Genomic DNA, 21,369 nt, shown 5'->3' with positions numbered 1-21,369 from the left:
TCTTCAAAGCATATTACGACGAGGTAATTCGTTATGGCACTGACTGCAACTGAAAAAGCAGCCATCCTGAAAGAGCACGGCCAATCCGAAGGCGATACCGGTTCCCCGGAAGTCCAGGTAGCCCTGCTGACCGCCAATATCAACAAACTGCAGGGTCACTTCTCTGCGCACAAGCAGGATCACCACTCCCGTCGTGGCCTGATCCGCATGGTAAACCAGCGTCGCAAGCTGCTGGACTACCTGAAGCGCAAGGATCTGAGCCGCTACGCACAGCTGATCGCCAAGCTCGGCCTGCGTCGCTAAGACCCTGGAATGCCCGCCTCTGGCGGGCATTCTTCTTTTTACCTACTTGCTGGAGAGTGACATCCCTGCCACTTTCCAACAGTCGCGTCCGAAAGGCTGGTGCAGATGTGTTAATCCGCTGTCTTTTGGCGCTCGTGCCGGCCTTAGGCCGGTGGCGGTACATCCTGTACCGCAATGTCCGTGGCCCATCGGAATTGTTCGGGCCGCCTGTAGGGGTTACTGGAATGGGCCAGTAACCGATAGGAAATAGGAAAATACTAGTGAATCCAGTAAGCAAAACCTTCCAGTACGGAAATCAGCAAGTCACCATCGAGACCGGCCGCGTTGCGCGCCAGGCCACCGGTGCGGCGCTGGTAACCATGGGCGAAACCGTGGTGCTGTGTACCGTAGTAGGCGCCAAAGAAGCCAAGCCGGATCAGGGCTTCTTCCCGCTGTCCGTGCACTATCAGGAAAAGGCCTACGCGGCCGGCAAGATTCCCGGTGGCTTCTTCAAGCGTGAAGGCCGCCCGTCCGAGAAAGAAACTCTGACCTCCCGCCTGATCGACCGTCCGATCCGCCCGCTGTTCCCGAAGGGCTTCATGAACGAAGTTCAGGTAATGATCACCGTGCTGTCTGCCGAGAAAGACGTGGATCCGGATATTGCCGGCATGATCGGTACTTCCGCAGCCCTGTCTGTTTCCGGCATCCCGTTTGGTGGCCCGATTGGCGCCGCGCGCGTGGGCTACACCCAGGAAGACGGTTACCTGCTGAACCCGACTTACAGCGCGCTGAAGACTTCCGAGCTGGACATGGTCGTAGCCGGCACCAAAGACGCCGTGCTGATGGTGGAATCCGAAGCGAAAGAATTGCCGGAAGACATCATGCTGGGCGCAGTACTGTTCGCTCACCAGGAGATGCAGGCCGTTGTCAAAGTCTGTGAAGAGCTGAAAGCCGAAGCGGGCAAGCCCACCTGGGACTGGCAGCCGGAAGCGGAAGACGGCGTGCTGAAGGCTGCGCTGGAAGGCCAGTTCGGCGACAAAGTAGCCGAAGCCTACAAGATCACCAACAAGCAGGCGCGCACCACCCGTCTGGGCGAGCTGCGCAACGAAGCTGCTGAAGTCCTGGCGACCGAGGAAGTGGACGAAGGCACCGTCAAAAGCTACTTCGGCAAGCTGGAGAAGAAAATCGTTCGCGGCGCCGTAGTGCGCGGCGAGCCGCGTATCGACGGTCGCGATACCAAGACCGTGCGCCCGATCAGCGTGGAAGTCGGCGTGCTGCCGAAGGGTCACGGCTCTGCACTGTTCACCCGCGGTGAGACTCAGGCTCTGGTAGTAGCCACCCTCGGCGCTACCCGCGATGCGCAGATCATCGACGCTCTGGAAGGCGAGCGCAAAGACTACTTCATGTTGCACTACAACTTCCCTCCCTACTCCGTAGGTGAAGCGGGTCGTGTAGGCGCTACCGGTCGTCGCGAAATCGGCCACGGCCGTCTGGCGCGTCGCGGTATTGCCGCAGTACTGCCGGATCCGGAGAGCTTCCCGTACACCCTGCGTGTGGTTTCTGAAATCACCGAATCGAACGGTTCCAGCTCGATGGCTTCCGTGTGTGGTTCCAGCCTGGCGCTGATGGACGCCGGTGTGCCGCTGAAGGCGCCGGTAGCCGGTATCGCCATGGGCCTGGTGAAGGAAGACGAAGGCTACGCGGTTCTGACCGATATCCTCGGTGATGAAGACCACCTCGGCGACATGGACTTCAAAGTAGCGGGTACCGCCTCTGGTGTGACCGCGCTGCAGATGGACATCAAGATCGAAGGTATTACCGAAGAGATCATGGAAACCGCACTGGAGCAGGCGCTGCACGCACGTCTGCACATCCTCGCGGAAATGAACAAGGTTATCGGCGAATCCCGCTCCACTGTGAACGAGAACGCACCGCGCTACGCAACCCTGAAAATCCATCCGGACAAGATCCGCGACGTGATCGGCAAGGGCGGCGCGACCATCCGTTCCATCACCGAGGAAACCGGTGCCTCCATCGATATCGAAGACGACGGTACCGTGAAGGTATTCGGTGAAGACGGCGAGAGCCTGGAAGCGGCGGTAACCCGCATCGAGGAAATCACCGCAGAAGCTGAAATCGGCGCCATTTACGAGGGTACCGTAGTGCGCATCGTCGATTTCGGCGCATTCGTGAACTTCCTGCCGGGCAAGGACGGTCTGGTGCATATTTCCCAGATCGCCGAAGAGCGTGTTAACGCTGTGACCGACTACCTCAGCGAAGGCCAGAAGGTATTCGTGAAGGTACTGGACGTCGACCAGCGTGGCCGCATCAAGCTCTCCATCAAGGAAGCGAAGGCGGATCAGGCGGAGGAATCCGCCGAGGCGAACCAGGCCTCTGACGAAGCCTGAGTCTCCTGAGCGCACAAAAAACCCGGCAACTGCCGGGTTTTTTTATACCTGCGGTTCTGCCCGTGGGCCCAGTTGCTATGGCGCAGCCCCATTCGCTTTCGGTTAGAATCCTCTTTAAAGAAAAAGGGGAACAACCTTGCACAACTTCTGGCTCGCAGAAATTCTGCTCGCCCTGGCCGCCCTGCTGGTGGCCAATCAATACTGGTATATCGCCCGCAGCCGCTGCCAATCACCGGCCCTGCTGATCGTCGCAGCTTCGCTCTGCCTGGCCCTGGCCGCCACGGCGGGGGCCTATCGGTACGGGATTGATCCCGGTGTTACCGAGCTGCATCGCGCGCTGTCGCGGCTGTCGGGCAGTGTCTCCTTTTTACTAATCGGTATTGCCTTGCTATGGGCGCGCCTCGGGCTGGCAATCGGTCAGGCCAGCCGCGCGCCGGCCTACGTGACCATGGTGCTGGTGATCGGCTCGTCGCTGGGTGCGGCGGAAACCGCGGCCTTGTCTGCGCAGGCAGTCGGCAGCATCTATTCGACTCTCGGGTTGCTGCTGTGGCTGGCGGTAGCGGTGCTGGAATTGCTTTCGGCGCGCGGCCTGTCGCGTCCGCAGGCGCTGTTACTCGGCGCCGGCGCCGTGCTGGTCATCATGGCTGGTCTGGTGGTTGGCACCGGTGCGACGCGGGTGTTCGGGCTGGCGCGAATGAACTGGTTCCACTTTATGCTCGCCGCAGGTGCCCTGACGCTGCTGTGTGCCCGACCACTATTTACCCGAGAGAATCTTATCGATGAATAAGGTTGCCAGCACACTGGAAGGGGGCTGTCACTGCGGTGCAGTGCGCTTCCGCGCAATCGTCAGGCATGAGGCCGGTGAACCCCTGGTGGCGCATGCCTGCAACTGTTCGATGTGTCAGATGGTTGGCTTTCAGCACCTGATAGTGCCGACCGCGGATTTCGAATTGCTGCAAGGCAAGGATCATCTCAGCTGTTACACCTTCAATACCGGAGTGGCCAGGCACTATTTCTGCCGGCACTGCGGGGTGAAATCCTTTTATGTCCCGCGGTCCAATCCCGATGGTTACAGTGTCAATCTCCGCTGTCTGGACGGGATGCCGGAAGGCGTTGTGATAGAGCCCTTCGACGGCCAGAATTGGGAGCAGCATGCCGGTGAACTGGCACATCTCAGCAAAACAGAAAAATAGAAACCATCACAATAAGGATCTAGTACACGCGTGAGTGACCAGTTACAAACCAGTTTTATCCGCGATACCGATAGCGGTGCCCTCTACGGCAAACCGGGGCTCGACCTGCTGTTGGTGCAGACACCGCGGTACCGTGCGGTTATCGCCAAGCAAGGTGCCCAGCTGCTGGAGTTCCAGGCCGCGGACCGGGAGCCGTTGTTATGGCTCAGTCCCAAGGCACAATTCGAGCCGGGCAAAGCCGTGCGCGGCGGCATCCCGTTATGCCTACCCTGGTTCGGCATCAACCGCGTCGATCCGACTAAGCCCAAACATGGACTGGTGCGCACTCAGCCGTGGCAGCTGACAGGAGCGAAAGAGTTGCCGGGTGGCGACGTGGAGTTGGTGTTCACTTTCCGGCATGACGGCAGTGAGGTTTTCGAGGCGCCATTCCGCTGTGACTTCACGATGCGGCTGGGGCGCGAACTGCAGTTACACCTGCGACTGGAAAACCTGGCGGAAAAGACCGTTGAGTACAGCTGGGCGTGGCACACGTATTTCCCGGTGGAAAGCGTGCGCGAAATCGAAGTGCACGGACTGGAGCATACCGATTACCTGGACAACACCCGCGAACTGGCGCGGTTTCGCCAGGAGGGACCGCTCACTTTTCCCGGCGAGGTCGATCGGGTGTTTGAAAATGCACCTGCGCATCAACAGATTCTCACTCGCGCGCCCATCCACACCCACAGCGACAACTGCCACAGCGTGATCACCTGGAATCCGGGCCCGGAACTGGCCGCGACACTGGCGGACGTTGACGATCACTACGGTGAGTTTGTCTGTGTGGAGCACGGCAATGCCTTTGCCGACAGTTGGCAGCTTGCTCCCGGTGAGAGGGCAGAGGCATCGCTGTTATTGCAGCGTTAGAAAAATGGAGACGCGCATGGATAGCACAGGCACAAAAGAACAGATAGCCGTGGATGTCGGCCTGATTCACGCCTATCTGCTTGATCGCGAAGGCGGAGGCAGGGATCTGGGCTGGAGCGAAGTCCGGGACTGGCAGCCACAGCAGGGCCTGCTATGGCTGCATTTCGACTATACCGATGCCGGGGTGCAGCAGTGGCTGCGCGAGCAGAGTGGCCTCGAGCCTCTGGTGGTCGATGCGCTGCTTACCGAGGAAACCCGGCCGCGTACCACCGCACTTGGCGACGGTCTGCTGGTCGCGTTGCGCGGAGTCAATCTCAACCCGGAATCGCAACCCGAAGACATGGTATCCATTCGGCTGTGGGTAGAAGAACACCGCATTATCAGTACCCGCAGGCGGCGCCTGCTTTCGGTCAACGATCTGTTGCAGCTCCTGCGCGCCGGGCGTGGACCGGTCAACGCTGCGGGGTTGGTGGTTTCCCTGACGGATCTACTGGTATGGCGCATGAGTGACACGGTAGAGGCCTTCGAGGACAAAATCGACGACCTGGAGGACCGCGTGCTGGACGCCCGCAGTGCGGAGTTGCGGGCCGACCTGGCACAGCTGCGCAAGCAAACCATTACCCTGCGCCGCTATCTCGCCCCCGAGCGCGAGGCGCTGTCGCGCATGCTGCAGGAAAAGGTGTCCTGGTTCGACGAGGGCAGCCGTATGCAGCTGCGCGAAGTAAGTGATCGCCTGCTGCGCCATATTGAAGACATAGACGCGGTGCGCGAGCGTGCCGCGGTCACCCAGGAGGAGCTGCTGAGTCGCAACTCGGAACAGCTCAACAACCGTATGTATGTGCTGTCGGTGGTTGCGGCCATCTTTCTGCCGCTGGGTTTCCTCACCGGCCTGCTGGGGGTAAACGTGGGCGGAATCCCCGGCGCCGATGCGCCAGGGGCGTTTGCGGTCTTCTGCGGCCTGCTGGTGCTCGCGGTGATACTGCAGATCGTGATTTTCCGCTGGAGAAAATGGCTTTAAGGACACGGATATGTCGAAAAATTTTCACCTGGCCCAGGTCAATATAGCGCGGGCCAAAGGCCCGCTGGACAGCCCTGTAATGCAGGGCTTCGTCGACCAGCTAGATCGAATCAATGCACTGGCGGATCACAGCCCGGGGTTCGTCTGGCGGCTGCAGACAGAGGAGGGCGATGCGACTGCGCTTCAGGTGTTCGAAGACGAGCGCATTATCGTCAATATGTCGGTGTGGACCTCAATGGAAGCTCTGAAGAATTATGTGTACTCCGGTGAGCATCTAGAAGTACTGAAGAATAAAAAGAGCTGGTTCGAGAAGTTCACAGGGCCGGCGCTGGCCCTTTGGTGGATTCCCGCCGGTACGATTCCGAGCATCGAAGACGCGAGGCGCGCGCTGCAGACACTGAAAACCCGGGGGCCATCATCACAAGCTTTTTCTTTCGCCAAGCCGTATCCGGAGCCGCAGACACAGCCGGTCTGACAGCGCATGCCACCGGACGTGTGGCTGTGATCAATCGAATACCGTGACTGTTTGCCGCGAGAAGGCCACCAGCCTGCCGTCCGCATCCCACAGCCGCGCCTGAATCACGCCGTAACCATCCGCAGCCTGCTCCACTTCCGCCAGATATTGCCACCAGCTGTCGGCCTTCAGCGCTGGCAGTGGTTCGATAAATTCCACCGTCCAGGCCAGCGAGCTGGCAGGTGCTGGTGCGCGTAACATCGGCAGAATCGCCGGCGGCCAGGCATCGATCAGGGTGAGCAGGTGGCTGATGGTTACCGGGGCGTTACTGCCATCCTTGAAGCGCACCCAGCCGCCCAGGTGATTGTCGCTGCTGCCGCTGAAAGGCAATTGCCCGCGGGCAATGCGATAGTCAAACTTTTGCGTGAATTCCGGCACTACGCCGGGAATATAGGGCAGGGCCTCGCACTCGTCGGGACCAGTGAATTCGGGCGCGCGATCGGTGGCCACGTGGATATTCGATTCGCGCCCCTTACCGAAGCTGGCGAGACCTGCGAGTAGTACTGAATCGTCCTGGCGGAGATGTCCTTCCACCTGGGTTACCGAGCGGCCGGCTCTCAACGTGGTCGAAGAAATATCGATCGCATCGGACCCCACCGGGCCGACAAAGGATATGGTCAGCGAGCGCAGACTTGCATCGGCATCGACATGCGCCGCCATTTTTTCGTAAAGCATCGCGGCTACCAGACCGCCGAAGGTAGCGCGTCCCTGAGTCCAGCCCGTTGGAACCTGTTGCGCGCGCCCGTGCGCGCGCCACTCTGCGAGTAGTTGGTCGAACGTCATGGCTATCAGTAAAACGTGTGGCTGTCTTCGGGGAAAACGCCGTTCTTGACGTCTTCGGCGTACTTGCGCAATGCACCGGGAATGTTGCCCGCTTCCTGCAGGAAGTTTTTCGAGAACTTGGGCGGCTGTTCGGTGAGGCCGAGAATATCGTTGATCACCAGCACCTGGGCGTCGGTATCGCGCCCGGCGCCAATACCGATGGTGGGCATGGACACGGTATCGGTGATGCGTTTGGCCAGGGCTGCCGGAACGCATTCCAGTACCAGCAGGTCTGCTCCGGCCTCGTCCAGTTGGGCGGCGTCATCGAGGATTTGGCCGGCCTGGTCTTCATCCCGGCCCTGTACGCGGTAGCCACCCAGCTTGTGCACCGACTGGGGTGTCAGGCCCAGGTGCGCACACACCGGGATTCCGCGGTCGGTCAGCATTTTCACGGTTTCCGCGAGCCAGGCGCCGCCCTCTATTTTCACCATATGTGCGCCCGCCTGCATGATACGGGTGGCGTTGGTGAGTGCCTGCTCCGGGGTCGCGTAGGTCATAAACGGCATGTCGCCCATGATCAGGGACTTTTTGTTGCCCCGCGCTACGGCTTCCACGTGATAGATCATCTGCTCCATGGTGACCGGTATCGTGCTGTCATAGCCGAGCACCGTCATACCGAGGGAGTCTCCGACCAGTACCGCTTCCACGCCGCTTTTCTGCGCCATCGCCGCCATCGGGGCATCGTAGAGCGCGACGGTAATGAATTTCTCCCCGTCCGCTTTCATCTTGCGCAGCGTCTGCACGGTGACCGGCTTTTCCAATTCAACTGGAGCGTACATAACTATCAATTCCCCGGATTGTAATAGTGGCGGCCGCTGCTGATGGTGAGCATGTACTCCACCAGCTGGCGATAATCCTGTGGACGGTCGACGATATCTATGTCCTCGCTGTTGACGATCAACAGTGGCGCCTCGTCGTAGTAATGGAAGAAATTGGTGTAGGCCTCGTTCAGCGTCGCCAGGTAGTCGTCGCTGATCGAGCGCTCGGCAGCGATGCCGCGGGTGCGGATGCGTTCCTGCAGGACACTCAACGGCGCCTGCAGATACACCACCAGATCCGGCTTCGGTGCCTGCAGGGTCAAGTGCTTGTATACCTGCTGGTATAGGGCCAGCTCGTCGGGATCGAGCGTAACCTCGGCGAACAGCTGGTCTTTTTCGATCAGAAAGTCGGAGACACGAACGGGCTTGAACAGGTCGTCCTGGCGCAGCGCCTGTATCTGCTGCGAGCGCTGTAACAAAAAATGTAACTGGGTGGGCAGGGCGGCGCTCTTGGGATCCTGGTAGAAGCGCTCGAGAAAGGGGTTGTCTTCCGGCAGCTCCAGCAGCGTGTCGTAATTGAAAGTCGCTGCGAGTTTCTTCGCCAGCGTGGTCTTGCCCACGCCGATATTCCCCTCGACGGCGATAAATCGCGGCAATGTCTTGCCGGACAGGTCGAGTTCTTGCGGATGGGATTCGCCGGTTTCGATGACCACTGAACTTACTCCTTTATTATTCGCGGCCTTCCCTTCCGGGGCTGCAGGGGCGAAGACAAGGTTCGCTGCCGCGGCTGATCTGGCTACTTTAACTTGGCGTCAGATTTTATCCAGGCGATTCTGCGGACACAGTTGCAGCAGTGCCTGGATGGATTCCCCCGAGGGCAACTGTAACTCCGGTTCCAGCTCTGCCAGTGGCAGCAACACAAAGTTGCGCTCGGCCATGCGCGGGTGTGGAACCTGCAGGCGCGGCACGTCTATCTGCTCGCGGCCGAACAGCAGTATATCCAAATCGAGGGTCCGGGCACCCCAGCGGATGCTCCGTTCACGCCCGTGCGCCGCTTCGATCGCCTGCAGTCGATCCAGCAGCGCCAGCGGTGCCAGCTCTGTCTCCAGCTCAGCCACGGCATTGATATAGTCCGGCTGTTCACCGGGACCCACCGGAGCACTGCGATAAAAACTGGAACTGCGTAACAGGCGCGTAGCGGGGATCGTGTCCATCGCCTCCAGTGCGCTGCGCAGCTGTTTTTCCGGCTCCGCCAGATTGCTACCGAGGCCGATATATACGCGCTGCACTGACTACTCGGCTGCTTTGGGGGGCCGGCGGCGCCCGCCGCGCGAACCGCGCCCGCGTCGGCTGCTGCTGCCGCTGCGCTGCAGCTTGCGCACCATCTGTTGGCGCTGTTCTTCATCGGCTTCCTGGAATTCGGTCCACCATTGGCCGAGACCGGGTTCCAGTTCGCCACACTCTTCGCGCAACAGCAGAAAATCGTAGGCGGCGCGGAAGCGCGGATGTTCGCTCAGGCGCTGGGCACGGCTGCCACCGCGCTGCGGCAGGCGGGATTGGAGATCCCAGATTTCCCGCATCGGAATCGAGAAACGCTTCGGGATGGCCGTGTGTGCGAGCTGTGAACTGGTGATCTTCTGCGCGGCCTGGGCCAGGGCCGGTATCGGCGGCGTGCCCCTGTCGGCCAGCTTCTGCTGTTCTGCATTTACCGCCGGCCACAGCAGCGCCGCGTACAGGAAGGCGGGGGTCACGCGCTTGTCGTCGCGGATGCGCTGATCGGTATTGCGCAGTGCCAGGCGGGTCAGCTCCAGCGCGGCTGGGTCGTCCAGACAAGCGGCATTGTCCGGGAACAGGTGGTGCCACAGCTGGTACTGGCGCAGCAGCTCGAAGGTGCGCTCGCCGTGGCCGCTCATCAGCAGCTTCAGCACTTCGTCGAACAGCCGCGCCGGCGCTATGTTGCGTAGCAGTGGCGCCAGCTCTTTCAGCGGTGCCGCGGTCTTGTCTTCGATCGTGAAGTCCAGTTTGGCGGCAAAGCGTACTGCACGCAGCATGCGCACAGGATCTTCCTTATAGCGGGTACTCGGATCGCCGATCATGCGGATCAGGCGCTGTTCTATGTCGCGGACACCACCGGTGTAGTCGTGGATCGCAAAACCGTTGGTGGTGTAGTAGAGGGCATTGACGGTGAAATCGCGGCGGACCGCGTCGCTCTGCAAATCGCCGTACACATTGTCGCGCAGCAGCATACCGTGCTCCGACTGCTGTGCTTCGTGCTCCTCGCCATCGTTATGGTGGCCGCGGAAGGTGGTAACTTCGATAATTTCGCGGCCGATGCGCGCGTGCAGTATGCGAAAGCGGCGGCCGACGATACGGGCGCCGCGAAACAGCTGCTTGGCCTGTTCCGGTGTGGCATCTGTGGCAACATCGAAATCCTTGGGATGGCCACCCAGCAGCAGGTCGCGCACACCGCCACCGACGATATAGGCCTGAAATCCGGCCTCCTGCAGGCGCTTCATTACCGTCAGCGCGGCGCGGCTGATATCCCGGCGGGAAATACTGTGATCGCTGCGGGCGATGACCCTGGGGCCTGGATTGGCCGGCTTGCGCCAGCGTTTGATACTACTGATCAGGGAATTGAGCATACGGCTGTCTGTCTTGACTGCTGCCAACGGGATCTGGCTTGGAAGGTCCCGTCACAATTACTCGTTCGAACTGGTGCTGACAGGTCCTGTTGCGGGGCGGATTCTACCACAGGCAAAGGCGTACGCCCGCAATCTGGGCAGATTGCGTGGTGAGCTCAGGGAAAAGAAAGGAAAGATGGGAATTATTCTTATTAACTATGAAGGCAGCGGCTTCCTTGCGCTATCAATTTGCTGTCTAGCAAACACCCTCTCCCAGGTACAATCAGTCAGTTTGTAACGCGCTTGTCGTTTTTTTTGTTGTCTTCTGCTTTATTTTTATTATTTATTGTTATTGTTTGTTGTTTTTATTGTTCTGTCGGTTTTGGTCCCTGTTTGCTTTTATTGTCGACCGCCCCGTTGTTTTTATTGTGTTTCGCCCGCTTATTGTGAGTAGTTATTAGGGCTTAAACAGTCATTTATTTTTATTCTTGGCTGTTCTTCTTGTTTGTACTAGTAAGAAAGCATTTAGTGTGCCAACTTTAAAAATCCCTTTTAAATCAATAGCTTAAAAAAATTTTGAGTGATTGGGCGACGCCGTAACAGTTCTTTACGTTACGGATAACGCGGCAGTTGTTACTCCTGGTGAGACAGGGGTAACACTTTCAGTTGTTACTAGTGCGGGTAGGTACGGGTAACGGTGGAATCGGGTGGTGGGATTGTCGACGCAGCGTTGGCGGGACGGTCCGAGGGTGACGGGGCGGTCCGAAGATCACCCCCCGTCGCGGTAAGTTCTATGGGTATCAGGCTTCGGCCGTTGCGGCGCGGCGGGATTTCTTGCGCGGAATGCCCAGTTTCTGGCGGCGCTCCCACAGGCACTTGCGGCTGACCCCCAGTTTCTTCGCCAGTTCGGTTTCGCTCATGGTGTCCTGGTGTTCGATGACGAAGCGGGCGAAGTAGTCCTCCAGGGACAGGTCCTCGCGTGGGTCCGTATGGCGGCTGCGCGGGAGTCGCTCGGGATCCGCCTCTTCAACGGGTACCAGCTCCAGGTCAATATCCAGCGTGTTGTGGTCGATTTCCATGCTGTTGTCGTCGGTAAGGATCACCGCGCGCTGTATCGCGTTCTCGAGTTCGCGCACGTTGCCGGGCCAGGTATAGGTGGTCACCGCCTGGACGGCCTCCGGCGATAGCTTGAGCGTGGGGCGCTCCACCTTGGCGCAATATTTCGCCAGCAGGTGCTCGGCGATCGCCAGCACATCTTTGCCGCGCTCGCGCAGCGGTGCCAGGGTCATCTGCACCACGTTGATGCGGTAGTAAAGGTCCTCACGGAACTTGCGCTCTGCGGCCAGCTGCCGCAGGTTGCGGTGCGTTGCCGCCACGAGGCGCACGTCCACCTTGCGGGATTCCACCGCGCCGATCGGTCGAACTTCCCCCTCCTGAAGCACGCGCAGCAGGCGCGCCTGGGCCTCCAGAGGCAGTTCGCCGATTTCATCCAGGAACAAGGTGCCGCCGTCGGCAGCGGCCACCAGGCCTTCGCGGGCAGTCTGCGCACCGGTAAAGGCGCCTTTCTCATGACCGAACAGTTCAGCCTCGATCAGGGTCTCCGGAATCGCCGCGCAGTTGACCGAAATCAGCGGCTTGGTGGCGCGGCGGCTCTCCTCGTGAATTGCGCGCGCCACCAGTTCCTTACCGGTGCCTGTCTCGCCATGCACCAGCACGGTGGCATCGGTCGGGGCGACTTTGTGAATGCGGCTGTAGAGGTCGCGCATGACCGGGCTGTCGCCGATCATGCCGGCGATGGTGCGGCCGGATTCCTTGCTGGCAGCAGGCGCCTGGGCGCGGCTTTGTTCGGCCTTTCCGATCACGCGGCGCACGGTGGCGATCATTTCGTCGTGATCGAAGGGTTTGGCGATATAGTCCGCGGCCCCCATACGCATCGAATCCACCGCCGATCTCAGGCTCGCATAACTGGTCATGATCAGCACCGGCACATCGCCCGCCAGCTTGAGTAGATCGGTACCCGGGGCACCGGGCAGGCGCAGGTCCGAAATAATCAGGTCGACATCGCTGAGGCGGTACTTGGTGGTCGCCTCGCGCACAGAACCCGCCTCGCTGACCTTGTAGCGGTGCCGCTCCAGCAGCTTCCGCAGCGCCGTGCGAATAATGGCTTCATCTTCGACGATCAGGATGTGGCTCATGTGTTACGCCTGGTTACAAAATGCTCAGTGAGCGCCTAGTTTTACCCGCTCAGCGTTTCGATGCAACTCAAATGGACCCGATTGCGCAATATTTGCACGAATTTTGCGCAATATTTGCACCTGGTGACACTTATCTTGCCTGGGGCAGTTGCACGATGAATTTTGCTCCGCGACCGGTTTCCGGGTTGGCGGGGCTGATCAGCTCCAGTTGGCCGTCGTGTTCCTCGACAATGCTGTACACCATTGCCAGGCCGAGGCCGGTGCCCTCGCCGGGCTCCTTGGTGGTGAAAAAGGGCTCGAGGATGCGATCGCGGTGTTCCGGCGAGATACCGGGACCATCGTCAGTGACGGCAACGCAGGCACAACCGCCGGCGACATAGCCGTCGATCTGGATATGGCCGCCGTCGGGACTGGCGTCACGGGCATTGCTGAGCAGGTTGATGAACACCTGGATCAGGCGCTGGTTGTCACCGGGGGCGATCAGGTCCTCGGGCACCGCATTGTCAAACGTTACCTGGGTCTTGTCGCGCTGCAGCGACAGCAACTGCACCGCTTCCTGCACGCAGGCGTAGAGATCCACCGGTGCACGCTCGCTCTCCTGGCTGCCGCTGTGCGAGTAATTGACCAGTGAGTGTACGATGCGGCTGATCCGTTGGGTCTGGCTGAGGATCTGGTCGGCGGTGTCGCGAACTTCCGCGCTGTCGGACTCGAAGTGCAGGTTCTGGGCCAGGCAGGCGATACCGGTAACCGGGTTGCCCACCTCGTGGGCCACACCGGCGGCCAGCCGCCCTACTGACGCCAGGCGCTCGCTGTGGATCAGTTCCTGCTCGAGGATCTGTGTCTCGGTAATGTCTTCCAGCAGCAGCATCAGGCCGTCGCCGCGGTCGCGCCGCGCGCGCCCGCTGCGGCTACTCTTTTGGCGCGTCTTGTGCAGGTTCAGCCAGTGGCTGTTGCCGCCCAGATTGACCTGCTGCTTGAAGCGGCTGGCGTCGGCGGAATCGGCGAATTCGGTCAGCAGGGTGCGCCAGGGTTCCACCAGGTATTCCAGCTTGGAGCCGATCACCTCGCCGGCGGCGATCCCAGTCAGGTCCTGCATCGCGTAGTTCCACAGCAATATCTCGCCGTCGCGCCCCAGAGAACAGGCCGCCAGTGGCAGTTCCTCCAGCATCTGCCGGTGGTACAGGCGCAGGTTATTCAGCTCCGCGGCGAGGCCGGTCAGCTGGTTCTTGTAGCGGCTGAGCCGCGTCTCGATCAGGTGAATATCCTTGTTGGCCGGCTGGTCGCTGTCCTTGAAGGGGAAGTGGCGATCGATGATCTGCCCGGCCAGCACCCGACCGAGCAGGCCGGACAGGTTCGCTTCCAGCTTGTTGCGCAGCTGGCGCAACGCGTAGGGGCGGCGCTCGCCGTCGGGCAGATTCAACTGGCGCAGGGCGCGGTTCACTTCCTGATTGGCGGTCGCGCCACCGAGGCTCTCCGCCAGACGCACGCGGAAATCCGCGGCCGATTCCACGTCCAGCTCCAGGCGCAGGGCCTGGCTCAGGGTGTCGTCACTGCACAGATCGGCGGCGTACTGTTCCAGGCTGCTGCTGCGGGTAAATACCGACAGGCCGATAAATAGCAACACGTTGGCAGCCAGCGACAGGGTGGTGATCTGGGTCCAGATAGTCATACCCAGCGGCACCTGCACATCGGTGCCGGGCAGGGTCATGCCGCTCAGGCCGAAGATTGCCGGTAACAACAGGCCGACGGCCCAGATCAACATGCCTGCCAGCAGGCCGCCGATAAAGCCGCGGCGATTGCCGCGTGGCCAGTGAATGACCGCGAAGATTCCCGGCAGGAACTGCAGCGAAGCGATAAATGCCAGCAACGCGAGGTCCGACAGCGACAGACGGTTGTTCAGCAGCAGGTAGAACGCAAAACCGGCCAGGAACAGCGCGGCGACCAGGGCGCGGCGCAGCCACACCAGCTGGCGGTACATGTTGTCTTCGGAGTGCCAGCGGGTGCCCGGCAGCAGCCAATGGTTCATCACCATCGTGGACAGGGCCAAGGTGATCATCACCAGGGCGCCGGTGGCGGCGGACAGGCCGCCGATAAAGGCGAGAATTGTCAGCAGTGCCGAACCGCTGGCCCGCGGCACGGCCAGGGCGAAGTACTGCACCGGTTCAGAAACGTCCAGCGCGAAACCGGCCCACATGATCGGAAAGATCGGCAGTGCCATCAGCAGCAGGAACAGCGGGAAACCCCAGCTGGCAGTGCGCAGGGTTTGGGCCGCGGGGCGCTCTGCCACGCTGAGGTAAAAAATGTGTGGCATGGCCACGGCCGTGGCGATAAACACCAGCAGTAGCGTGTGCGACGACCCCTGTTTGATCGGTGTGTACAGCAGCTGCTGCATATCGCTGTTCTGCACCAGCCATTGATCCAGTCCACCAAAACCGCCGAATACGCCGTAGATGGCGTAGGCACCCACCGCCACAAGCGCCACCAGTTTGACCACTGATTCCAGTGCCATGGCGCTGACGAGGCCGGCGCGGCGCTCGCGGGTGGCGCCGTACATGCTGGTAAAGAGTGCCAGTAGGACGCAGTAGAAGAAGGCGATCAGGTTCTTACTGGTGACGCCGCTGTCCGCCAGAGCCAGTGTGGCGACACTGTCCCGTGACAGCAGTGCGAGGGTTTCTGATACAGCCTGTATCTGTAGCGCAATCAGCGGCAGCAGCGCCAGCAGCATAAACAGTGTGGCGAGGGTGCCGGCCTCGCGGCTGTGATAGCGGAATACCAGCAGATCCGCCGGCGACGTCAGTTGGTAGCGCTGAGCCAGCCGCGCCAGCGGCTCCAGAGCCACCGGCGCAAACAGGAACATGGCGCCGGTGCCCAGATAGTAGGCGAGCACGCCGTAGCCGTATTGCCAGGCGAGGTCGACGATACCGTAGAAGGTCCAGGCAGACAGCGATACCCCGAGCGACAGCACATAGATCAGCGGGTGGCGCACCCAGCGCGACGGCAGCCAGCCCTTGGAAGTGGCGAAGGCTACGAAAAACAGCGCGGCGATATAGGCCACGCCGATCAGGGCAATATGCGCAAGCTCAAAGTTCATCGGACTTGCGCCTCATCTGTACAAATACCGCCAGCAGGATCAGCACGAACCACAGAATGAAAGGCCGGTACCAGGCGCCGGATGGATTGATCATCCAGGTAAAGATGGTCGGTGAGAAAACGTAGCCCACCAGTACCAGCAGGATTAACAGGGTGCGGTTGCTCATAGAATGCTTATTGATGCCCGGTTCGTGGCGGCTGCAGTTAAAAGTCGGCCGCCGATAGGTTCGGGGCGGTCTATCGAAGCGCTCAGGCGGCGGAAACTGAACGCGGTCCGAGAGGCGTTACAGCAATTTCCCCGCGAGTCACCGCGAACTGGCGAAAAATGTTAATTGCCGCGCCCGCTCAGTGCAATTGCCGGTCGCGCATGTCCACTTGGTGGCGCTGCCAGCGTGCCGCGGCCCACTTGAGAATATGTTCCGGCCTTTCGTGCGCCAATTCCGCTGGCGTGTGAAAGCCGAGGAAACCGAGAGCGGTGCACAGGTTCGCCGCAGCGCGCCGGTCGTCGATGGCCGGGGCGTGATTCTGCTTGCTCAGTTTCTGGTGGCCGTCGGGGCCCATCACCAGCGGCAGGTGGCCATACTGGGGCGGCGTGGCGCCGAGTAGCCGGAACAGCAGTTGCTGCGCGCCGGTGGTGTCGAGCAGGTCGGCGCCGCGGACAACATGGCTGACACGCTGATCGATGTCGTCGACCACGACCGCCAGCTGATAGGCGTGCAGGCCGTCGCGGCGCTTGAGAATGGTGTCCTCGCCGATCAGCTGCCGCTGCTCGCCGCGCCAGATATCGACAAACTGCTCCTCGGTGCCGGCGCACTTCAGCCGCAAGGCGCAAGGTGTTTGTAGGCGCCGGGCACTCGGCCCCTGTTCCTCTGCGCCTGTTCGGCAGGCGATATTATCGTGGCCGCCATTGCGCCGGATCTGGCTGCGCGAACAGTGGCACGGGTAGATCAAGTCTCGCGCCGCCATTTCGGCAAGAATGTCTTCGTACAGCGAATGGCGGCGGCTTTGCCATTCCAGCGGGCCGTACCAGTGCAGGCCGTGAGCCTCGAGCGACTTCAGGATGCGGTCGGCCGCGCCCGGTTCTTCCCGTGGGGGATCCAGGTCCTCCATGCGCACCAGCCAGTGGCCGCCGTGGGCAATGGCGTCCAGGTAGCTGCCCAGGGCGCACACCAAGGAGCCGAAGTGCAATGGTCCGGTGGGGGAGGGGGCGAAACGGCCGATATAAAGATTGGAGGTCTTCAAGGTTGTGCAGGGGCGATCCTATAGATCGCCCTCGAGCGGCGGGCGATCTTTTGAATCGCCTCGTCACTACAGGTGAGATCAGCCAGAAATCTGTTTTTCCTTGATCTCCGCCAGCGTTTTGCAGTCCACGCAAAGGGTAGCGGTGGGGCGCGCTTCCAGACGGCGAATGCCGATTTCTACGCCACAGGCTTCACAGAAACCGTAATCGTCCTGGTCAATCAATTCGAGCGTGGCGTCGATTTTCTTGATCAGCTTGCGTTCGCGGTCGCGGGTGCGCAGCTCGAGGCTGAACTCTTCTTCCTGGCTGGCGCGGTCGGCCGGGTCCGGGAAATTGGCTGCCTCGTCTTTCATATGGGAAACGGTGCGGTCCACTTCCGCCATCAGCTCAGCCTTCCAGGCCAGCAGCAAGTTGCGGAAGTGCTCCTGCTGCTTCTCATTCATGTACTCTTCGCCCTTCTTCTCTTTGTAGGGCTCAAAGCCGTGCAGAGATTCGGCGCTCGCAGCAGTTTTGGGCATAGTCGTTGCCTCTCTTTCTATACGGGCCCCCGTTAATGGGGGCGATACCACCAAATTCAATCTAGCCTAGTCCGGAATTGTTCGGGGTGATGCATTTTTAACCCATTGAACAAGGACACGATGGCAGGCTATTCCTTCTTCCGGCGCCCCCAACCCCAATACATCGATGGCCCTGGCGACCGAGGGCGAAGAAGCTACCAAATCTCTTCCGTTCGCGCCACAAAATGTTGGCGCGGGAACCTATGCGCAAGTCCATAGCCTCTCTGCGGGTCCCTGAAGCGTGCAGCTGTTAGGCGCAGTGCGCAGTGAATGGCCCAGCCCTTTACAAGCGCTGCAACGCAGCAGATGTGCGCTTCAGGGCCCGCCCTCCGGGGCCTTCAGAGCAATTCACACTCTGCGTTGCAACTTTTTGAAAGGCCTCGGCATTCCTGCAAAGCTGCGCCTTGATTGTGAACCGCTCTGAAAGCCAGAGCGGCCATGGACTTGCGCATAGGTTCCCTAGTATTTTGTGGCGTCAAAATTGTCACAATTGGTCGTCACGTGAAGCTCACTCCGCCCCTGCAGCAGGCCACCCTGCTGCGCCGTTACAAACGGTTCCTCGCCGATATCGAAACCCCGGACGGGGAAGTCTTTACTATCCACTGTCCTAATACCGGGTCGATGAGAAACTGCTGGGCAGAAAATACGCCCTGCTGGTATTCGGATTCCGGCAATCCCAAGCGCAAGTACCGCCATACCCTGGAGGTCACTACGACACCGGAGGGGGCGCTGGCAGGGGTTAATACCGGGCGTGCCAATGCGCTGGTCGAGGAGGCGATTAGCGGCGGGGTGGTGTCCGAACTGCAGGGCTATGAGTCTCTGCGCCGCGAGGTGCGCTACGGCGACGAGAACAGCCGCATCGACCTGCTGTTGTCGGGCCCCGGTGGGGACTGTTATGTAGAAGTAAAGAGCGTCACGCTGGCAGAGGGCAGCCGCGGTTACTTTCCCGATGCGGTCAGCAGCCGGGGAGCCAAACATCTGCGCGAGCTGCAGAAGCTGGCCGAAAGCGGAGTGCGCGCAGTGCTGTTTTACTGTGTGCAGCACACGGGTATCGAGACGGTGGAGGCAGCGCGGGAGATTGATCCGGCCTACGCCGCAGCATTAGACGCGGCAACGGCGGCGGGCGTCGAGGTGCTCGCCTATCGGGCGCGTATCAACGCTGCGGAGATCGCACTCTTCGAGGCGATCCCTTTTAGCTAAATGGATTTTGCAGGAACGGCCATCCGTTGGTCGCTCGTGTCTGTGACTTCCGGCTCAGTCCGCCAGCAAAACGTACAGGCCTTCCTGGGTGTGTTCAACGGGCACCGGTGTCAGTGAGTCGCCCGCACAGGGGCCGGCGATGCACTCGCCGGTCTCGATCAGAAACAGGGCACCGTGGGAGGCACACTGGATCAGGGCGCCGTCGGGGTCGAGGAATTGGTCTTCCTGCCAGTCCAGATTGATGCCGCGGTGCGGACAGCTGTTTTTATAGGCGTAAACCTCGCCGTCCTTCATTACCGCAAATACATTGTCGGTACCGGCGGCGGTGTCGCCGAGCGAGAAACCCTTCGACTGACCCTCGGTCAATTCATCGTAACGGCAAAGAAAATATTTCTGCACAGCAATTCTTTTGTCGGTTATTCGGGAGCGGCGAGTGTAATCGATGTGTGGCGCATTTTCCCGTCGCGCACGATGCCCAGGCTGATCTCATCGCCGGCACGGTGGTTTTCCAGTACGTTCAACAGGTCGTCGTAAGTGCGCACCGGCTGGCGATTCACCTCCACGATCACATCTCCCAGCTGCCAGCCACCGCGCTGGGTGCGGTAGACGCCCTGCAACCCGGCCTGTTCCGCGGGCATGCCGGGTGCTGTGCGCAGTACGGCGACGCCCTCGAAACCGTAGCGACTGGCCCACTGGTCCGGCGCTGATTCGATACCCAGTACTGGGCGCACCAGGCGGCCGTGGGCAATCAGCTCGGGCACTATCTTCTTCACCGTATCGACCGGGATCGCAAAGCCGATGCCGACGCTGGCGCCGCTCGGGCTGTAAATCGCCGTGTTGACGCCGATCAGGCGGCCGCTGCTGTCGAGCAGGGGGCCGCCGGAATTGCCGGGGTTGATGGCCGCGTCGGTCTGGATCACGTTGCGGATGGTGCGATTGTTGGCGGCCTGAATCTCGCGGCCCAGGGCGCTGACCACGCCGGTAGTCAACGTGGTGTCGAGACCGAAGGGATTGCCGATCGCGAGTACCTTGCGGCCCACGGCCAGGTCGTTCGAAGTGCCGGGCACCAGCGGTCTCAGCAGTTCCGGTGGTGCATCGATCTTCAGCACTGCCAGGTCTTTTTCCGGTGCAGAGCCCACCAGTTCGGCCGGCCACTCGCTGCGGTCCTGTAGTGTAATGGTGACCTTGCGGGCACCCTCGATCACGTGGAAGTTGGTCACTACATGACCGAACTCATCCCAGATAAAGCCGCTGCCGGCCCCTTTGGGCACGGTGTGTAGGCGCAGGGTCCAACGGTCGCGGACCAGGGTCTCGTTGGTGACGTAGACCACCGAAGGGCTGGCGAAATTGAACACCTGCATGGTGTTCTGTTCGTCGTCGGTGGAAAAGACCGGCACTGGAGTGGTTGCAGTAGCGAGTGCGGTGAGCAACAGCAGTGGCGCGGCCAGCAGCAAGGTTCTGAGCTTGTTCATGGTCGGCGTATGCAGTTTCTGGGTTCGATGGAAGCATGTTAACCCGGAGGGAAAACCGGGTTAACAGCTGGAGGCTTTGACTGCGAAGAGAGCGTTTTTATCCGTGCCTGTGGCTCACTTCGCTGTCGTTGCGGACTGTTCCAATGTCGCTGAGGGCTCTTCGTTAACGCGGAGGGCTCTCTTCGTTACCGCTGAGGGCTCTGCAGCGCCAGGATGCGGTCTTCCAGGGGCGGGTGGCTGGCCAGCAGCGCGCCCATATTGCCGTAGATGCCAAACGCCTTCATGTTGCTGGGCAGCGGCTGCTCGCGGCCGGCTTCGGACTCCGCCTTGATGCGCTGCAGCGCGGCTATCATGGATTGCGGGTTGGCGAGGCTGGCACCGGCGGCGTCGGCGCGGTACTCGCGGCGGCGGCTGAACCAGGCGACGACCATCATCGCGAAGACACCGAACACCATATCCATGATGATGGATGTCACGTAGTAGCCGATCCCCAGTCCCTGTTCGTTGCGCAGCAGCACCCGGTCGACAAAGAAGCCGACCAGCCGGGCAAAGAACATCACGAAGGTGTTCACGACACCCTGAATCAGTGCCAGCGTGACCATATCACCGTTGGCGACGTGACCGATTTCATGGCCGATGACCGCTCGCGCCTCGTCGCGATTGAAGCGCTCCAGCAGGCCCGAGCTGACGGCCACCAGCGCGCTGTTGCGGTTCCAGCCGGTGGCGAACGCATTGGCCTGGGGCATCGGGAAGATACCCACGTCGGGCATGCCGATACCGGCCTTCTGTGCCAGTTCGCGCACGGTTTCCACCAGCCACTGCTCGTCGGCCGTGCGCGGCTGGTCGATGACCTGGGTGCGGGTGGTCATGCGGGCGATGGTCTTCGACATCAGCAGCGAGATCAGCGCGCCACCGAAGCCGAACAGGGCACACAACGTCAGCAGTCCGCCCAGATTCAGGTTGACGCCATTGGCGTCGAGGATGCCTTGGAAGCCCAGCAGGTTGAATACAATACCAACCAAGACCAGGACGGCAAAGTTGGTCAGCAGAAAGAGACCAATGCGCAACATCGGTGTTCTCCAAACAAGATTTCTCA

Annotated in this window: 21 protein-coding genes; 8 read left to right on the top strand and 13 right to left on the bottom strand. The window is 60.7% G+C overall.

Annotated features, from left to right (window positions below; translation table 11 throughout):
* Window positions 1-33: 33 nt before the first annotated feature.
* The 7 genes from rpsO (at window position 34) to BLW36_RS07285 (ending at window position 6,279) form a co-directional block, all read left to right on the top strand.
* Window positions 34-303 carry a 30S ribosomal protein S15 gene (gene rpsO, locus BLW36_RS07315; protein ID WP_091386577.1) on the top strand — a complete coding sequence of 90 codons (270 nt, stop codon included), beginning with the start codon at window positions 34-36 and terminating at the stop codon, window positions 301-303.
* 260 nt (window positions 304-563) lie between these two features.
* Window positions 564-2,690 (top strand): polyribonucleotide nucleotidyltransferase, encoded by a 2,127-nt coding sequence (gene pnp / locus BLW36_RS07310; RefSeq protein ID WP_091386575.1) that lies wholly within the window; start codon window positions 564-566, stop codon window positions 2,688-2,690.
* A gap of 136 nt (window positions 2,691-2,826) precedes the next feature.
* Window positions 2,827-3,477 (top strand): hypothetical protein, encoded by a 651-nt coding sequence (locus tag BLW36_RS07305; protein WP_091386573.1) that lies wholly within the window; start codon window positions 2,827-2,829, stop codon window positions 3,475-3,477.
* Window positions 3,470-3,883: a GFA family protein gene (locus tag BLW36_RS07300; RefSeq protein WP_091386571.1), complete on the top strand. Its 414-nt coding sequence runs from the start codon at window positions 3,470-3,472 to the stop codon at window positions 3,881-3,883. The genes BLW36_RS07305 and BLW36_RS07300 overlap by 8 nt, the downstream gene beginning before the upstream one ends.
* A gap of 30 nt (window positions 3,884-3,913) precedes the next feature.
* Complete coding sequence (locus tag BLW36_RS07295) at window positions 3,914-4,786, top strand: D-hexose-6-phosphate mutarotase (RefSeq protein WP_091386569.1); 873 nt, start codon at window positions 3,914-3,916, stop codon at window positions 4,784-4,786.
* A 16-nt stretch (window positions 4,787-4,802) separates the two neighbouring features.
* On the top strand, window positions 4,803-5,804 hold the full coding sequence (gene zntB / locus BLW36_RS07290) for a zinc transporter ZntB (protein WP_091387049.1): 1,002 nt from the start codon (window positions 4,803-4,805) through the stop codon (window positions 5,802-5,804).
* Window positions 5,805-5,814: 10 nt separating this feature from the next.
* Window positions 5,815-6,279 carry a DUF3291 domain-containing protein gene (locus BLW36_RS07285; protein WP_091386567.1) on the top strand — a complete coding sequence of 155 codons (465 nt, stop codon included), beginning with the start codon at window positions 5,815-5,817 and terminating at the stop codon, window positions 6,277-6,279.
* A 30-nt stretch (window positions 6,280-6,309) separates the two neighbouring features.
* Here the strand turns inward: BLW36_RS07285 and BLW36_RS07280 are convergent, their stop codons facing one another.
* The 10 genes from BLW36_RS07280 to dksA all read right to left on the bottom strand — a co-directional run bounded on the left by BLW36_RS07280 (window position 6,310) and on the right by dksA (window position 17,562).
* Window positions 6,310-7,101 carry an acyl-CoA thioesterase gene (locus BLW36_RS07280; protein ID WP_091386565.1) on the bottom strand — a complete coding sequence of 264 codons (792 nt, stop codon included), beginning with the start codon at window positions 7,099-7,101 and terminating at the stop codon, window positions 6,310-6,312.
* Between the two features lie 5 nt (window positions 7,102-7,106).
* Window positions 7,107-7,919, bottom strand: a complete 813-nt coding sequence (panB, locus tag BLW36_RS07275; protein WP_091386564.1) for a 3-methyl-2-oxobutanoate hydroxymethyltransferase — start codon at window positions 7,917-7,919, stop codon at window positions 7,107-7,109.
* A 5-nt stretch (window positions 7,920-7,924) separates the two neighbouring features.
* Window positions 7,925-8,611, bottom strand: coding sequence for a deoxynucleoside kinase (locus BLW36_RS07270; protein WP_091386562.1), 687 nt, complete (start codon window positions 8,609-8,611; stop codon window positions 7,925-7,927).
* A gap of 99 nt (window positions 8,612-8,710) precedes the next feature.
* Window positions 8,711-9,187: a 2-amino-4-hydroxy-6-hydroxymethyldihydropteridine diphosphokinase gene (folK, locus tag BLW36_RS07265; RefSeq protein ID WP_091386560.1), complete on the bottom strand. Its 477-nt coding sequence runs from the start codon at window positions 9,185-9,187 to the stop codon at window positions 8,711-8,713.
* Window positions 9,188-9,190: 3 nt separating this feature from the next.
* The gene (gene pcnB, locus BLW36_RS07260; RefSeq protein ID WP_091386558.1) at window positions 9,191-10,540 is read right to left on the bottom strand and encodes a polynucleotide adenylyltransferase PcnB; all 1,350 of its coding nucleotides are present in this window, start codon (window positions 10,538-10,540) and stop codon (window positions 9,191-9,193) included.
* A gap of 779 nt (window positions 10,541-11,319) precedes the next feature.
* Window positions 11,320-12,714, bottom strand: a complete 1,395-nt coding sequence (locus tag BLW36_RS07255) for a sigma-54-dependent transcriptional regulator (RefSeq protein ID WP_091386556.1) — start codon at window positions 12,712-12,714, stop codon at window positions 11,320-11,322.
* Window positions 12,715-12,844: 130 nt separating this feature from the next.
* Window positions 12,845-15,805 carry an ATP-binding protein gene (locus BLW36_RS07250; RefSeq protein ID WP_091386554.1) on the bottom strand — a complete coding sequence of 987 codons (2,961 nt, stop codon included), beginning with the start codon at window positions 15,803-15,805 and terminating at the stop codon, window positions 12,845-12,847.
* On the bottom strand, window positions 15,795-15,971 hold the full coding sequence (locus tag BLW36_RS17330; protein ID WP_170833150.1) for a hypothetical protein: 177 nt from the start codon (window positions 15,969-15,971) through the stop codon (window positions 15,795-15,797). Before BLW36_RS17330 ends, BLW36_RS07250 begins: the two co-directional genes overlap by 11 nt.
* Before the next feature lie 178 nt (window positions 15,972-16,149).
* Complete coding sequence (gene gluQRS / locus BLW36_RS07245; protein WP_091386552.1) at window positions 16,150-17,046, bottom strand: tRNA glutamyl-Q(34) synthetase GluQRS; 897 nt, start codon at window positions 17,044-17,046, stop codon at window positions 16,150-16,152.
* Window positions 17,047-17,124: 78 nt separating this feature from the next.
* Window positions 17,125-17,562, bottom strand: coding sequence for an RNA polymerase-binding protein DksA (gene dksA, locus BLW36_RS07240; RefSeq protein WP_091386550.1), 438 nt, complete (start codon window positions 17,560-17,562; stop codon window positions 17,125-17,127).
* 540 nt (window positions 17,563-18,102) lie between these two features.
* Between dksA and sfsA the strand changes: the two genes are divergently transcribed.
* On the top strand, window positions 18,103-18,801 hold the full coding sequence (gene sfsA, locus BLW36_RS07235; protein ID WP_091386548.1) for a DNA/RNA nuclease SfsA: 699 nt from the start codon (window positions 18,103-18,105) through the stop codon (window positions 18,799-18,801).
* Between the two features lie 54 nt (window positions 18,802-18,855).
* Here sfsA and BLW36_RS07230 read toward each other — a convergent pair whose 3' ends face one another.
* The 3 genes from BLW36_RS07230 to htpX all read right to left on the bottom strand — a co-directional run bounded on the left by BLW36_RS07230 (window position 18,856) and on the right by htpX (window position 21,343).
* Window positions 18,856-19,200 (bottom strand): Rieske (2Fe-2S) protein, encoded by a 345-nt coding sequence (locus BLW36_RS07230; RefSeq protein WP_091386545.1) that lies wholly within the window; start codon window positions 19,198-19,200, stop codon window positions 18,856-18,858.
* A gap of 17 nt (window positions 19,201-19,217) precedes the next feature.
* Complete coding sequence (locus BLW36_RS07225) at window positions 19,218-20,273, bottom strand: S1C family serine protease (protein ID WP_091386543.1); 1,056 nt, start codon at window positions 20,271-20,273, stop codon at window positions 19,218-19,220.
* Between the two features lie 185 nt (window positions 20,274-20,458).
* Window positions 20,459-21,343 carry a protease HtpX gene (gene htpX, locus BLW36_RS07220; protein ID WP_091386541.1) on the bottom strand — a complete coding sequence of 295 codons (885 nt, stop codon included), beginning with the start codon at window positions 21,341-21,343 and terminating at the stop codon, window positions 20,459-20,461.
* Between the last annotated feature and the right edge of the window lie 26 nt (window positions 21,344-21,369).

Origin of the sequence: Microbulbifer marinus, assembly GCF_900107725.1 — a bacterium.
In the GTDB taxonomy this organism is placed as follows: Bacteria; Pseudomonadota; Gammaproteobacteria; order Pseudomonadales; family Cellvibrionaceae; genus Microbulbifer; species Microbulbifer marinus.
The sequence above is the reverse complement of the archived record's forward strand: the minus strand, read 5'-3'. Positions and strand labels throughout refer to the sequence as shown.